Origin of the sequence: Lactobacillus johnsonii (genome assembly GCF_014058685.1) — a bacterium.
In the GTDB taxonomy this organism is placed as follows: Bacteria; Bacillota; Bacilli; order Lactobacillales; family Lactobacillaceae; genus Lactobacillus.
This window is the reverse complement of sequence record NZ_CP059055.1, coordinates 1473930-1488555: the sequence shown is the minus strand read 5'-3', so window position 1 is coordinate 1488555 and position 14626 is coordinate 1473930. Positions and strand designations below refer to the sequence as shown.

The following is a 14626-nucleotide window of genomic DNA, read 5'->3' as shown; positions in this document are numbered from 1 at the left end:
AGGTGAGACAATGCCAGAAATGCCAGAAGTAGAGACAGTTAGAAGAACGCTAACTCCTTTAGTTAAAGGAAAGACAATTGCTAAAATTATTATTTGGTATCCAAAGATTATAGTTAATAATCCTGACGAATTCGTTGAAAAATTAACGAATAAAAAAATTTTGAAAATTGATCGTTATGGCAAGTATTTACTATTTAGATTTAGCGATGACCTGACTATGGTTTCCCATTTACGAATGGAAGGAAAATATCATTTAGTGACTCCTGATCATCCTAAAGGAAAGCACGAGCATGTGGAATTTGTTTTTACTGATGGAACTGCTCTGCGCTATGCTGATGTACGTAAATTCGGAAGAATGCATCTAGTAGAAACTGGAACAGAGAAGCAGACAACTGGAATTCGGCACCTTGGCCCTGAACCAAATACGGAAGAGTTTAGTGTAGAATACTTTATTAATGCTCTAAGTCGAAAGAAGAAAAATATTAAGAATACTCTTTTAGATCAAACCGTAGTTTGCGGTTTAGGAAATATTTATGTTGATGAAGTGTTGTGGCAGAGTAAAATTCATCCCTTAAGTAGTGCGAAGTCAATTCCTGCTGACAAAATAGTAGATTTATATCACAATATAAATCATACGATTACTGTTGCAACTAAAGAGCGTGGTACTACGGTACATACTTATTTGGACGCTAATGGTGATATAGGTGGTTACCAAAATATGCTCCAGGTTTACGGTCATGCGGGTGAAGAGTGTAATAATTGCGGCACTATTCTAGAGAAAATTAAAGTAAATGGACGCGGCACTACTTTCTGTACGCATTGTCAGGTGTTATACAAATGACATATTTTTTAGGTTTAACTGGTGGAATTGCTAGTGGCAAAAGTACAGCTGATGAATTTTTTAAAAAGAAAAAAATTCCAATTATTGATTCAGACTTGATTGCTCATAAAATAATGGAGATTGGGCAAAATGGCTACAAAGCAGTAGTAGATTATTTTGGTACCGATATTCTTAATGATGATCAAACGATCAATCGTCGTAAGTTAGGTGGAATAGTTTTTAACGATAAAGCTAAGTTGAAAAAACTTAATGAGTTAACACATCCACTTGTCCACCAAGAAATTAAACAACAAATGGCACGATATCGTGCAAATCAAGAAAAATTAGTTGTAATCGATGTGCCTTTGCTGTTTGAATCTGGCTTTGAAAGTTTATGTAATGGTGTTTTGGTTATTTCTATTACACCAGAATTGCAGATTGAACGTTTAATGAAACGAAATGCCTTCACTAAAAAAGAAGCTATAGCTAGAATAAATAATCAAATGCCGTTAAGTGAAAAAGAAAAAAGGGCTACCTATGTAGTAGCTAATACTGGTACAATAGATGACTTAGAGAAAAAATTATCTGATTTATTACAAGAGATAGGCAGGTAAAAAAATGGAATGTCCAAACTGTCATAAAAATGCTTCAAGAGTAATTGATTCTCGTCCAAGTGATGAAAATAGAGCAATTAGAAGACGTAGAGAATGTGAAAATTGTGGTTTTCGTTTTACAACTTTTGAAAGAGTAGAACGTTCACCTTTATTAGTAGTTAAAAATGACGGAACCCGTGAAGCATTTAATCGCGATAAAATTTTACATGGGGTAATGATGGCCGCACAAAAGAGACCAATTTCAAGTGAACAACTTGATGCTTTAGTTGACCATGTAGAAAATGAAATTCGTAAGCAAGGTCTTAATGAAATTTCATCTAAAGATATTGGTAATCTAGTGATGAAAGAGCTAGCAAATTTAGATGATGTTGCTTATATTCGCTTTGCAAGTATTTACCGTCAATTTAAAGATGTTTCAGGATTTATGGAAGCCATGGAAGATATGATGGCTAAGCATGATAAGGAGTAGGTAGCCGGTGTTTGAAAGTGCTGATCCTAAACAGCCTTTTTATGTGGCTAATCAAGTAGCTGTTAGTGAAGAAAATATAAGGGTCTTAACTACTCTATTTGAACCCCTTGTAGGCATACAAGGAGTAGGATTGTATATAACTTTGACTAAGGAGTTTGATGAAGTTCCGTTTGCCAAAGATTATAAAACTTTGTATCAACTTCAAGACCAGACAAATCTAAAACTAGAGGATTTATTTTCCACTCTACATCATTTAGAAGCAACAGGGTTGATTAAGACTTTTATAGGATCAAATCCTGTTTTAGGAGAAACGTTAATTTTTGAAGTAGAAAATGTTCCCTCGGCTGGTGAATTTTTTCATACCTTTCTGTTGTCTAGTTTATTACTTGAACGAGTAGGAAGTGTAACTTTTAATCGCTTGGTAAAAAAATTCACGCCGCGCACTTTTATTGGCCTAAAGGATGCCAAAGAGGTTACTAGTGGATTTTTTGACGTATTTCATCTAAGTGCTGAGAGTGCAATTGACGCTCCTATCGAAGTTAAAGAAGCAGCACGTGAAGTTCCTAAAGATAATAAAGGTGAAATAAAGCTAGGAAATGAGCCTGTGAAGATTGATTGGAGTTTTTTGGTCGATCTATTTGCAAGTTATCATATTGATAAAGAAGAAGTTTTAAAGCATCAGGTAGAAATTAAGCAAATTATTGATTTTTATCACTTAACAGAACAAGAATTTGTGGAAACCTCTTTAATTACTATGTCGGCAGGCACAGATAAATTAAATATGTATGCAATTCAAAATGCTGTTAACGAAAACTTTGGCCTTAATCGAAATAAGGAAATGGTTAGAAAACAGTTGCAGCAAAAGCCTAAGGATGCCGATAAAGCAATTAAGAACTTGTCAACAGCAGATGCAGAGTTGATTCGAGCAGTGGATAGTAAACCTCCTACTGATTACCTATATGAATTAAAAGAAAAAAAGGGCGGATATGTAACTGCTAATGAAAAGAAAGTTATTTATCGTTTGCAGGATCAGATGGGTTTAACACCGCCTTTAATTAATCTAATAGTTCATACTTGTTTTGAATATGATGCGGTCTTGACTAATAATTTAGCAGATCGAATTGCTAATGATTGGCTTCAAAAGGGAATTACTACGCCAACTGAAGCAATCGCATATCTTAAGGAACGTAAGAATAAGCGTAACCAAAAGCAATATTATAGGACGCCTAAAAAGACTGTCCATAAGCTTACTGACTGGTCAAAATATGAAAAGCAGAATCAAACAAAAAAAAGGCGGTTATCTACAGAAGAAAGAAATAAAATTTTTCGCGAATTTGGTAAAAATGAATAGGAAGTGTTGTACTGGTGGAAGATATTTCTGAAGTAATTACACGAATTATAAAGAAACGCAAATTAGGTGAAGATAGCAAAAAAATTGCTAAAACAGCAATAAAGCATCCAAAAGTTCAAGCCTTTCTTGCACAGAATAAAGAAAGATTGAATAAAGAAATTGTCCAGGCATCCCTTCCTACAATTTTCACCTATGTTGAACAAATTGAGTCACCAAATCCGGTGATGGAGGGATATACACCTAAACTTTTTCTTAATGGAAAAGTAATTGATATTACCTATGTCCCTACTGAAGCAAAACTGAATTCAGAAGCTAAAAAACGTGCAGAAAATAGAATTGAACTGATTGATTTACCTGCTAAACTTCGTCATGTTGAATTAGAAAACGTTGATGCGACTCCTGAACGTGATGATGTGTTAGATGAAGTAGGAATATTTCTTGCTAGTTTTAAGAAAAATAAACATACTAAGGGGTTATATCTAACAGGTGATTTTGGTGTAGGGAAAACATATATTTTAGCTGGACTTACAAATTCAATAGCACGACAAGGAAGTAGAGTAGTTTTTCTACATGTCCCTTCTTTTATTGCTAGTTTAGGAAGTCATTTCCAAGATAATAGTTTAAACGATGAGATTGATCGCATTGCTTCAGCTCCGGTTTTGATTTTTGATGATATTGGAGCAGAGACGTTAAGTGAATGGTCACGAGACGATGTATTAGGTGTAATTTTACAAAAGCGAATGGATAATGTTTTACCAACTTTTTTCAGTTCGAATATGACAATGGATGGTTTAAATGAACATTTTGCCAAAACTAGAAATAGCGTTGATGAAGTTAAGGCAAGACGTTTGATGGAACGAGTTCGTTTTTTGAGTAAAGAAGTTTTTGTTGGTGGCAAAAATCGTCGAAATTAATTTTAAAATTTTACTTGCATCTATTTGATGAGCTAGTATAATGAAAGTCAATGAAAGACATGATTTTCTTCACTTCAGAGACAGGAGCCTAGTTCTGGAAGCTCCTGATTAGAAGAAAACCCCAATTTCATTCCTGAAATTTTTATATTTGGCTAGGTACCATTAACGACCTTTAGAGGAATTAATTTTATAATTAATTCGAATTTCGGGTGGAACCACGTATTTTAACGTCCCAGCACTGTTTTTAGTGCTGGGATTTTTTATTTGGAGGTAAAAATTTATGAGTTTTTCTGTAACTTTGCCAGACGGCTCTAAGAAAGATTTTGATAAGGCAGTTTCTGTTAAGGAATTAGCATCTTCAATTGCTACTTCTCTAGGAAAAGCTGCTGTTGGTGCAAAGATTAATGGGGTAATGAAGCCTTTAGATTACATCGTTGATGAAGATGTAGAAGCAGCTATTATTACCGATAAAGATGAAGAAGGCTTAGACATTTTACGTGCTACTGCAGCATTCTTACTTGAAGCTGTTGCAAAGCGCAAATACCCAGAATTACGTTTGGGAATGCACGAAGCTGACGAAGGTGGTTTCTTCGTAGATACTGATAAAGAAGATCAAATTAAGGTTACTGAATTACCAGAACTTGAAAAAGCAATGCAAAGAGCCATTAAGAATGGTGAAAAGATTGAATATACTTCAATGAAGAAGAGTGAATTGGAAGAAATCTTTAAGGATGACCAATTCAAATTGGATCTTTTGAAAGATGAAGAAGACGAAGTTGCAGTTTACAAGTTAGGTGACTTTGTTGACTTTGGCTTTGATGCTTTATTACCAAATACTGGTAAAATCAAGAACTTTAAGCTTTTGTCAGTTGCCGGTGCATACTGGTTAGGTAAATCTTCCAACCCAATGCTTCAAAGAATTTTTGGTACTGCATTCTTCAAGAAGGCTGCTTTAGATGAAGACTTGAAGCGTCGTGCTGAAATTAAAGAAAGAGACCACAGAACTATCGGTAGAGACCTAGACTTATTCTTTGTTGATCCTAAAGTTGGTGCGGGTCTTCCTTACTGGATGCCAAAGGGTGCTACTATTCGTCGTGTTGTTGAAAGATACATCGTTGATAAAGAAGTAGCTGATGGCTATGAACACGTTTATACTCCAGTATTAATGAACGTAGATGCTTACAGGACTTCTGGTCACTGGGCACACTATCGTGATGATATGTTCCCACCAATGGATATGGGTGATGGCGAAATGCTTGAACTTCGTCCAATGAACTGCCCATCACATATTCAAATCTATAAGCACCACATTCGCTCATACCGTGAATTACCAATTCGTATTGCTGAATTAGGTATGATGCACAGATACGAAAAATCAGGTGCTTTGTCAGGTTTGCAACGTGTACGTGAAATGACTTTGAACGACGGACACACTTTTGTAGCACTTGATCAAATTAGAGAAGAATTTGCTAAAGTTTTGAAGTTGATCATGGATGTTTATAAGGACTTTGACATTACTGATTACTACTTCAGACTTTCTTACCGTGATCCAAAGAACACTGATAAGTACTACGCAAACGATGAAATGTGGGAAACATCTCAATCAATGCTTAAAGCAGCTATGGATGACCTTGGCCTTGACTACGTTGAAGCTGAAGGTGAAGCTGCATTCTACGGTCCTAAGCTTGATATTCAAACTAAGACCGCTTTAGGTAATGATGAAACTATGTCAACTATTCAACTTGACTTCATGCTTCCAGAAAGATTTGGCTTAACTTATGTTGGTCAAGATGGTGAAGAACACCGTCCAGTTATGATTCACCGTGGTATTGTTGGTACTATGGAAAGATTCATCGCTTACTTAACTGAAATTTACAAGGGTGCATTCCCAACTTGGCTTGCTCCAGTTCAGGCTGAAATTATTCCAGTTAATGAAGAAGCTCACGGTGAATATGCTGATAAAGTTCGTGCCGAATTAGCTAAGCGCGGATTTAGAGCAGAAGTAGACCACAGAAATGAAAAACTTGGCTACAAGATTCGTGAATCACAAACTCAAAAGGTTCCTTACACTTTAGTTCTTGGTGATGAAGAAATGAACGCAAACGGTGTTAATGTTCGTCGCTACGGTACTGAAGAACAAATTTCTAAGAGTTTAGATGACTTTATTGCTGAAATTGATGCAGATGTTAAGTCATACTCAAGAGAAAAATAATTTTGATAATTGATAGATAATAAAAATCCGCTAGGGAAAAGAGAAGATCCTAGCGGATTTTTTGTATAGAAAAATGACCATTCACCGTTAGATTAAGACCATTTACCGAAAATCTCTGGTTTTCAAGCGGTAAATAACTATACTTAATAACCAAGTAAGGAGGGAAATTAATGAAAGTTGAGTTTAAGATTGATCCTAATCTACCAGAAGAAAAAGTTGAATTTTGGTTGAAAAGGATGACTAGCAAAATAAAGCGAATCACGAATGAATTAACATCAAAGCAAGATTTTCTTTGGGGCTACAAAAATAGAGATGCTTATATGATCGAGTTTTCACAGATTTTTGCTATTCAAGTTGAGAATGAAAAAACAATGATTTGTACAGAAAGAGATGTTTACATTTTTAGAGGAAGATTGTATCAAGTGGAAAAACTTCTACCTAATGATTTTGTTACTACTTCCAGAAGTTCGATTGTCAACTATCATTCTATAAATCATTTAGAAATTGTTAGTAGCGGAAATATTGATGCAATTTTAGAAAATGGCTTACGCATTCAAGTTGCAAGAAGAAAGATTAAAGTTTTGAAAGAGAGGTTAGGATTATGAAAAAGGTTGTTCAATTATTAGTAAGTGGTTTAATTGGAATTGGAATAGGGATGACTTGGATAGTTGTTCAGATTCTTCTGCAGTCTTCCTGGAACAATTTAGCTAATAGTACACTTAAAATCTCAGATTTTTTATTTTGGATATTAGAATCTTTTTTAATTGGAATCTTTTTTTATTTAGCGGGTTGGATTTTTAACAATGATAGTTGGTCATTAAGAAAGCAGATTATCATTAATTTTTTTGTTTGCTTAACTGCTTGGTTAGTATTTAATTTCTTTGTAGATGGCTTAACAGTTATGGAAAAGCAGTTAGCCATTATTATCGGAAACTTTATTCTGATGTATGCTCTTGCATATGGAGTTTACTTTTTTCACTTGTGGAATGAAGTGAGACAAATCAATATTCAATTGAAGAAAAATAAAGAGTAAAAGCAGAGTTAAGAAATAAATGAAGACGGTGCTGATATATCTAAATAGAGAACGAAATTTTAAGTTGTAATTTTAGACTAAAGTAAAATTTGATTAGTTTTTAAGAACTCACAGCAGATGAGTTCTTTTTATTATGCATGAAATATCTTTAAAAAAATTGAGAGATCATTATAATAAAAAAACTAGATAACTAACTGGAGGAATAGAATGAAGGATTTTACTTTGTCACATAAAAGATGGCAACAAATTTTTGATGTGCAATTATTAATTGCACTTATCTGGATGCTTTTAGAGGTTATTTTCCAAAATAAAAATAGTGTAGGAAATTTAATTCAAGGAGCTTTTTTTATAATTGTTCTTGGACTTAATTTCTATAATCAAAGGGTAAATAGACAGAATGGAATAATTTTTGAAATTGTAAGATGGCTAAATTTATTTGGTCTAAGTACTTTATTCCCAAGCGTGTGGGTAGAAATAGGTAATTATTTCTTAAAAAATGTCCCTCAGCTGGAAATTCTGTGGGTTCTTTTACTCTGGATGAGCTACTTAGTTTTATTATTACCCCTCGCAATTTTGTTTGCGGGTAGCTTAAAGAATTGGTTTTTACGTTTAATAGGAGTTGGTCTCCTAGGAACACAGTATGGACCTGATTCTTTGTTAAAGATTGGCAAAAATTTACCGTGGCTTCATTCAATTACTAGCCAAGGCGTAGTTGCAGCGTTTGCTTTATTAATTTTAGCTTGCTTTTTAGGAAAAGCATGGGGGTTTCACTTTAATCCTAATTTGAAGTTTGTAAAAAGCAGAAATTTTCAATATTCAGTCTTATTATTACTAGTATTGTTTGCATTTATTGATGTGTTTTACAATGCCTTTATTAATTACGATAAGCAAATATGGACTGCATTTTTTAGGTATTCAATTGATTTGCAGAAAAAATATTTTACTATTGCAAGCTTTACAGCTGCTTTAGAACCAGGCATTTTTGAAGAAACTGAAAGATATTTGGCTATTATAATTCTGCTTGCTGGCTTTAATCAATATCGAAATTTGCGTGTACCAATAGCTATCTATGGGTCTGCGCTTCTTTTTGGATTATCTCATCTAGGAAACGTTGGTTGGAATGGTGAAACCTTTGAAGCTACAATTGCTCAAGTAATTGGAGTAATGGAAAGTGGTTTTTTATGGGCCGTGCTTTACCTTTATAGTGGGAAACTTTGGCTCCCAATGATTTTTCACTTCTTGATGGATTACCTTGCAAACCTGCAAAGTGGTTGGAATTCTGCAGGCTGGCAATTCAATAGTTGGGCTACAGATTATATCTCTGAAGTTCTAATGGTCTTAGTTCCATTAGCTGTTACAGTTTGGATGATGTATGGTAAAAGGCGAGAGGTGTTAGAAGAAAATGCTGATCGATTGATGAATTTATCACCAGAGTTTAATCGGCACTAAAAAGAATAGTTGCATTTAATTAGTTCTTGACGTAAATTAATTAGATGGTATAATTTAGAAGTTGAGAACAAGAAGAAGCTCCCGCTTCTCGCCTAAGTTAATATTACCTCTGGGCTGATCGATAATATCTGTTGATTAAAAGCGGGCGTTAACTTTGCCCGCTTTTTTCTTGTCCTCGAAATTAACGTGGAGGTGAATACTCATACCAAGAAATATGATCTTAAACGAAGATATTCGTGCTCGTGAAGTTCGTTTAATTGGCGTTGATGGCCAACAAGTTGGTGTTGTATCCAAGAATGAAGCTTTACGTAAAGCAGCTGACGCTGACCTTGATTTGGTTTTGCTTTCTCCTAATGCTAAGCCACCTGTTGCTAGAATTATGGACTACGGTAAATTCCGTTTTGAACAACAAAAGAAAGCCAAAGAAAACCGTAAGAATCAAAAGGTTATGGCTGTCAAAGAAATTCGTTTAAGTCCAACAATCGAAGGAAATGACTTTGACACCAAGTTAAAGCATGTTCGTAAATTCTTGACCAAGGGCGCTAAAGTTAGAGTTTCTATTCGCTTTAGAGGCCGGGCAATTACTCACAAGGAGTTAGGTAAACAGGTCTTAGAAAAGATGGCTGACGAAGCTAGTGACTTATCTAATGTAGTTACTAAGCCAAAGATGGAAGGCCGTTCAATGTTCTTAATGCTTGCTCCATTAAGTGAGAAAGATAAAAAGAAAAAGTAGTTAATTGGAGGAATAGATATGCCAAAGCAAAAAACACACCGCGCTTCAGCAAAGCGTTTCAAGAGAACTGCTAATGGTGGTTTAAAGCGTCACCATGCTTACACTGGACACCGTTTCCACGGTAAGACTAAGAAACAACGTCGTCATTTGAGAAAAGCTGCTATGGTTTCAGCAAGTGACTTAAAGCGCATCAAACAGATGCTTTCCCAAATGCGTTAATTATTAGAAGACTTTTTGAGGAGGAATTTTAGATGCCAAGAACTAAAGGTGGAACCGTAACACGCGCTCGTCGTAAGAAGATCATGAAGTTAGCCAAGGGTTACCGTGGCTCAAAACACTTACAATTTAAAGCAGCAAGTACTCAAGTATTTGTTTCTCGTAAATATGCTTTCCGTGACCGTAAGAAGCGTAAGAGCGAATTCAGAAAATTATGGATTGCTCGTATCAACGCTGCTGCAAGACAAAATGGTCTTTCATACTCTAAGTTAATGCACGGCTTGAAAGTAGCTGGTATTGACATGAACCGTAAGATGTTAGCTGACATTGCTTACAACGATGAAAAGACTTTTGCTGATTTAGCAGATGCTGCTAAGAAAGCTTTGAACTAAGAATATTAAAAAATGCTCCGCTTAGGCGGAGCATTTTTTTCTCAATTTTAGCTAAATATGGTCAATAAGCGATTCTTTTCTTGATCAGAAGCAAAAGCAGCGTTAATAGAATTTAATAATAATTGATGTTCGTCTAATTTAGTAAGACCGGTTTTTGATTCAAGTAATTTAAATTCCTTAGGTAAGTTAGTATTTGAAACAGTCATATTGTCGCAATTTAGTGTTGCTTTTATCTTTTTTGAAAGAAGAGTTTTTAAAGGATAGGAATCAATTTTCTTAAAAATTTTGGTGTTGAGATTAGAAGTGGCACAACACTCAAGAGTGATATTATGGTCAACTAAATATTGAACCATTTGCTCACTTTCTAAACAGCGAATTCCATGCCCAATTCTTTTAGTGCCTAAATCTAATGCTTCTTGCATTGATTCAGGGCCAGCTGCTTCTCCTGCGTGAATTGTAAATGGAACATGCATTTCTTTTGCGTCTTCAAAGAATGAACTAAAAGCTTTATTAGGAATCGGACCTTCTGGACCAGCTAAGTCAAGTCCAACAACATGTTGGGAACTATATTTAGCGGCCAACTTGACAGTTAAATTATTTTCTTGGTCCCGATGTGGTAAACGCATGAGACAAAGAATTAAATTTGCATGTAGAGGGTAGGAATTGTCTTGTTGCGCATCTTGCCACTGATAAAATTTTTTTAGTCCTGAAATGCAGGATCTAATTGCTCCTTCTTGAGTGAGCTTTTTTTGAGTGTGAAACTGAGGAGCAAATCGAATTTCTGTGTAGACTAGTCCTTGAGAACGCAAATTTTTTAAAAGATCAAAAATCGCTGTTTCTAGATCTTTCTTAGTTTGCAAAAATAGTAGAGGAAAATCGAACTTAGTTAGATACTCTTGTAAATCAATGCAATTTTTAGAGACAGATAGCTTTTCTTTGAGTTGTGCTTCAGTTAAACTTGAAAAGTTGTGAATTTTCATTAATTTTTTAACCGTAGGGTATGGCAAAGAACCATCTAAATGTAGATGGAGATCGATAAAATTTTTCATAATTTAACTCCTTTATGTAATACGGTAGAGAGATAAATTGTTACCATTTTACCATCTTTTCTGTCAAAGAAAAGTAAAATTTAATTTTTCAATCATCAAATGTTTCTAAAGATTAAAGATTTCTGATACTATAGATATGAGAAAAAAGTGGAGATTTTTTAATGTTATTTAGACCTCGTTATACAATAGATACTATCTATCATTTAGATCCAAAACAGTTAAAGAAGATGGGAATTAAAGCTGTGTTTAGCGATTTGGATAATACATTGCTTGCTTGGAATAAAGCAGAGACAGCTGTTGAAATGGATGAACTTAATCAACGGCTGGCTAAAGACGGAATTCGTTTAGTTGTTATTTCAAATAATAATGCAGAGCGAATTGGAAAAGTTCTGAATCCATACCATATTTCTTTTATTGCAAAAGCACGCAAGCCTTTGCCCATCGGTATTAATAAGGAATTAAAAGCCTTGAATCTAAAAAAGGATCAAGTTTTAATGGTAGGAGACCAGTTGATTACTGACATACAGGCTGGAAATCTAGCTGGTGTAACTACAGTTTTAGTAAAACCATTAGTTGAAACTGATAAGTGGAATACAAGGATCAACCGCTTCTTTGAGAAATTTATCTTTTTCTTTTTGAATTTAAGAAAACCTGTAGTTTTTAAGGAGAAATTAGAATGAGTGAAGAATTACGTTGTATTGGTTGTGGAAGTATATTACAAGATCAAGACCCTAAAAAGTCGGGCTATTTACCATCTTCTGCCTTAAAAAAGGCACTAGAGAGTGATGATAATGAGGTGTATTGTCAGCGGTGTTTTAGATTAAGACACTATAATGAAATTATGCCAGTCGAAGAAAATAACGACGATTTCTTGGCTTTACTTAACTCAATTAGTCAAAAGAAAGCATTAGTCGTTAATGTGGTTGACTTATTTGATTTTAGTAACTCCTTAATTTCTTCAATTAAGCGATTTATTGGTGGCAATGAATATATTTTAGTTGGTAATAAAGTAGATTTATTTCCAAAAAATTCTAAAGAATCCAAAATTAAAGATTGGATGCGCCAAGAAGCTAATCGAAATGGCTTAAAGCCAGAAAAAATATTTTTGGTTTCAGCTGCTAAAAAGAAAAATTTAGATGAGTTGATGGCATTTTTAGCTAAAAAAGGCGAAAAGAAAGATATCTATTTTGTTGGAACAACCAATGTTGGAAAATCCACGTTAATCAACGCGATTATCAATATGAACAGTGATTTAAAGGATGTCATTACTACCTCTAAATTCCCTGGGACAACATTAGATGAAATTAAAATTCCACTTTCCAATGGCCATTATTTAATTGACACACCCGGAATTTTGAATGCCAATCAATTGGCTAGTCATTTAAGTGGAAAAGAACTTGAAGTTGTTGAACCAAAGAAGCCATTGAAGCCAGCAACCTACCAACTTTTGCCTGGACAGACAATCTTTTTAGCTGGATTAGGACGTTTTGACTATGTAGATGGTCCATCTGCTGGATTTACAATTTATGTTGCACGCGACCTTTATGTACACAGAACAAAGACTGAAAATGCAGATGTATTTTATGAAAAACATAAAGATGATTTATTACTCCCACCAAGTAAAGAAGATAATCTCGGACCGTTAAAAGGCCAAACTTTTTCACCAAAAGAAAAAAGCGATATTTTATTTGGTGGAGTTGGGTTTATTACCACACCTGCTAATGTTGTAGTAAAAGCTTATACACCAGAAGGAATTGGTTTAGGAATTAGAAGAGCGTTAATATAATGCAATGTGTTGTAAAAGAAAAACCACAAGTACAATTTGAACCGGTTACGAGTTCTGCCCAACAAATTGGAATTATGGGAGGAACTTTTAACCCAGTTCATTTAGCTCACTTATCAATGGCTGAGCAAGTTAGAAAAAAGCTTCATTTAGATGAAATATGGTTTATCCCAAATAATACGCCGCCACATAAAAAAATAGCGGGAAATATAAGCACTAAAGATCGGTGTGCAATGCTTGAATTGGCTACACATGATAATCCACACTTTCATGTTAAGCTTTTTGAAATAATGCGTGGTGGAACATCATACATGGTTGATACTTTACGTTACTTAAAGAAGAGAGCCCCACGTAATCAATATTACTTAATTATGGGTAGTGACGAAGTAAACGACTTTGAAAATTGGCGCGAACCAGAGACTATAGCACTTTTATCTACTTTGGTTGGCGTTAGGAGACCAAATTATCCGCAAAATCCCAAGTTTCCAATGATTTGGGTTGATGCACCTAATTTAGATATTTCATCTTCCTTAATTCGTCAAAATATAGCTACCGGTAATTCTATTCGGTATTTAGTACCGGAAAGTGTACGCTTATATATTAAATCAAGAGGCTTATATAGTGACTGAAATTAATTTTGTTAAAACATATTCCCCGTTAACTTCTGATGAAATTGTTGCCAAAGAAAAAAGCAACATGGATGAAAAGAGATTTAAGCATTGTATTGGTGTAAGTGAAACTAGTCGTAAGTTAGCTGAACTTAATAATTATGATCCTGATAAGGCAGCTTTAGCAGGATTTATCCATGATTATGCAAAACAAGTCTCTCCTGCCCGATTTATTGAAGTGATTAAGGAACAGCATTTTGATCCAGATTTACTTAATTATAATCGAGCTATTTGGCATGGAATTGTGGGATCATATTTTATTGAAAAGGAATTAAAGATAACTGATCCAGAAATTTTAACTGCTATTAAGCGTCATACTACTGCTGATGTAGAAATGACCACGCTAGATAAAATTGTCTTTGTAGCAGATTTTATTGAACCAGGTCGTGACTTTCCTGGCGTAGAAGAAGCAAGAAAAGTAGCTTTTGCTAACTTAGATGATGGGGTAGGCTTTGAATTAGCCCACACACTTGATTTTTTAATAACTAATATAAAAAAGATTTATCCTAAGACATTTGCTGCTTACAATAAATGGGCAGTAAAGGATTAGAATTTTGAAAGGAAAAATAAAATTGGATAGTAAGAAATTATTAGATTTAACTGTAGAAGCAATCGATGAAAGACATGGTGAAGATACTGAAGCATATGATATGCAAGGAATTAGTATTTTAGCGGATTACTACGTTGTAACAACAGCTGGCTCAAACCGTCAACTTCATGCCATCGTTAACAGTATTATTGATAAGATCCATGAACATGGAAAAGAAGACTACCGTATTGAAGGAACGCGTGATTCTAACTGGCTCTTGGTAGATATGGGAGATGTAGTTGTAAATGTATTTACTGAAGATGCCCGAGACTTTTATGGCTTAGAAAAGCTTTGGAGCAATGGTAAGAAACTAGAATTAAACTTAGACTAAAGG

General features: G+C 34.6%; 18 protein-coding genes and 1 other annotated feature. Of the genes, 17 read left to right on the top strand and 1 reads right to left on the bottom strand.

The window, feature by feature from the left end:
• Positions 1 to 10: 10 nt before the first annotated feature.
• The 12 genes from mutM to rplT all read left to right on the top strand — a co-directional run bounded on the left by mutM (position 11) and on the right by rplT (position 10203).
• Positions 11 to 841 (top strand): DNA-formamidopyrimidine glycosylase, encoded by an 831-nt coding sequence (gene mutM / locus H0I41_RS07110; protein ID WP_135014306.1) that lies wholly within the window; start codon positions 11 to 13, stop codon positions 839 to 841.
• Complete coding sequence (coaE, locus tag H0I41_RS07105; RefSeq protein ID WP_023599847.1) at positions 838 to 1434, top strand: dephospho-CoA kinase; 597 nt, start codon at positions 838 to 840, stop codon at positions 1432 to 1434. Before mutM ends, coaE begins: the two co-directional genes overlap by 4 nt.
• A 4-nt stretch (positions 1435 to 1438) precedes the next feature.
• Positions 1439 to 1903 carry a transcriptional regulator NrdR gene (gene nrdR / locus H0I41_RS07100; RefSeq protein ID WP_011162337.1) on the top strand — a complete coding sequence of 155 codons (465 nt, stop codon included), beginning with the start codon at positions 1439 to 1441 and terminating at the stop codon, positions 1901 to 1903.
• A 7-nt stretch (positions 1904 to 1910) separates the two neighbouring features.
• Positions 1911 to 3254, top strand: coding sequence for a DnaD domain protein (locus H0I41_RS07095; RefSeq protein ID WP_135014307.1), 1344 nt, complete (start codon positions 1911 to 1913; stop codon positions 3252 to 3254).
• 14 nt (positions 3255 to 3268) lie between these two features.
• Complete coding sequence (gene dnaI / locus H0I41_RS07090; protein ID WP_086875083.1) at positions 3269 to 4168, top strand: primosomal protein DnaI; 900 nt, start codon at positions 3269 to 3271, stop codon at positions 4166 to 4168.
• Positions 4169 to 4448: 280 nt separating this feature from the next.
• A complete protein-coding gene (thrS, locus tag H0I41_RS07085) occupies positions 4449 to 6380 on the top strand; it encodes a threonine--tRNA ligase (RefSeq protein ID WP_135014308.1) in 1932 nt (643 codons plus the stop codon).
• 170 nt (positions 6381 to 6550) lie between these two features.
• Positions 6551 to 6985, top strand: coding sequence for a LytTR family DNA-binding domain-containing protein (locus H0I41_RS07080; RefSeq protein ID WP_004897793.1), 435 nt, complete (start codon positions 6551 to 6553; stop codon positions 6983 to 6985).
• The gene (locus H0I41_RS07075; RefSeq protein ID WP_004897792.1) at positions 6982 to 7413 is read left to right on the top strand and encodes a DUF3021 domain-containing protein; all 432 of its coding nucleotides are present in this window, start codon (positions 6982 to 6984) and stop codon (positions 7411 to 7413) included. Before H0I41_RS07080 ends, H0I41_RS07075 begins: the two co-directional genes overlap by 4 nt.
• 207 nt (positions 7414 to 7620) lie before the next feature.
• Positions 7621 to 8862 (top strand): CPBP family intramembrane glutamic endopeptidase, encoded by a 1242-nt coding sequence (locus tag H0I41_RS07070; RefSeq protein ID WP_011162333.1) that lies wholly within the window; start codon positions 7621 to 7623, stop codon positions 8860 to 8862.
• A 63-nt stretch (positions 8863 to 8925) separates the two neighbouring features.
• Positions 8926 to 9038: a sequence feature (ribosomal protein L20 leader region), on the top strand.
• Positions 9039 to 9076: 38 nt separating this feature from the next.
• On the top strand, positions 9077 to 9595 hold the full coding sequence (gene infC / locus H0I41_RS07065) for a translation initiation factor IF-3 (protein WP_004893676.1): 519 nt from the start codon (positions 9077 to 9079) through the stop codon (positions 9593 to 9595).
• Between the two features lie 18 nt (positions 9596 to 9613).
• Positions 9614 to 9814: a 50S ribosomal protein L35 gene (gene rpmI, locus H0I41_RS07060; protein WP_003646917.1), complete on the top strand. Its 201-nt coding sequence runs from the start codon at positions 9614 to 9616 to the stop codon at positions 9812 to 9814.
• 32 nt (positions 9815 to 9846) lie between these two features.
• On the top strand, positions 9847 to 10203 hold the full coding sequence (gene rplT / locus H0I41_RS07055) for a 50S ribosomal protein L20 (protein WP_011162332.1): 357 nt from the start codon (positions 9847 to 9849) through the stop codon (positions 10201 to 10203).
• A gap of 47 nt (positions 10204 to 10250) precedes the next feature.
• Here the strand turns inward: rplT and add are convergent, their stop codons facing one another.
• A complete protein-coding gene (gene add / locus H0I41_RS07050; RefSeq protein ID WP_011162331.1) occupies positions 10251 to 11252 on the bottom strand; it encodes an adenosine deaminase in 1002 nt (333 codons plus the stop codon).
• A gap of 161 nt (positions 11253 to 11413) precedes the next feature.
• On the opposite strand from add, the gene H0I41_RS07045 reads away from it, so the two are divergent.
• The 5 genes from H0I41_RS07045 to rsfS are packed head-to-tail and all read left to right on the top strand — an operon-like array spanning position 11414 to position 14623.
• Positions 11414 to 11932 carry a YqeG family HAD IIIA-type phosphatase gene (locus H0I41_RS07045; protein WP_135014309.1) on the top strand — a complete coding sequence of 173 codons (519 nt, stop codon included), beginning with the start codon at positions 11414 to 11416 and terminating at the stop codon, positions 11930 to 11932.
• The gene (gene yqeH, locus H0I41_RS07040) at positions 11929 to 13038 is read left to right on the top strand and encodes a ribosome biogenesis GTPase YqeH (protein WP_011162329.1); all 1110 of its coding nucleotides are present in this window, start codon (positions 11929 to 11931) and stop codon (positions 13036 to 13038) included. The genes H0I41_RS07045 and yqeH overlap by 4 nt, the downstream gene beginning before the upstream one ends.
• Entirely contained in the window at positions 13038 to 13664 is a 627-nt protein-coding gene (locus H0I41_RS07035; protein ID WP_135014310.1) for a nicotinate-nucleotide adenylyltransferase, read from the top strand. Before yqeH ends, H0I41_RS07035 begins: the two co-directional genes overlap by 1 nt.
• The gene (gene yqeK, locus H0I41_RS07030; protein ID WP_135014311.1) at positions 13657 to 14253 is read left to right on the top strand and encodes a bis(5'-nucleosyl)-tetraphosphatase (symmetrical) YqeK; all 597 of its coding nucleotides are present in this window, start codon (positions 13657 to 13659) and stop codon (positions 14251 to 14253) included. Before H0I41_RS07035 ends, yqeK begins: the two co-directional genes overlap by 8 nt.
• 22 nt (positions 14254 to 14275) lie before the next feature.
• On the top strand, positions 14276 to 14623 hold the full coding sequence (rsfS, locus tag H0I41_RS07025) for a ribosome silencing factor (RefSeq protein WP_004897785.1): 348 nt from the start codon (positions 14276 to 14278) through the stop codon (positions 14621 to 14623).
• The last annotated feature ends 3 nt before the right edge of the window (positions 14624 to 14626 follow it).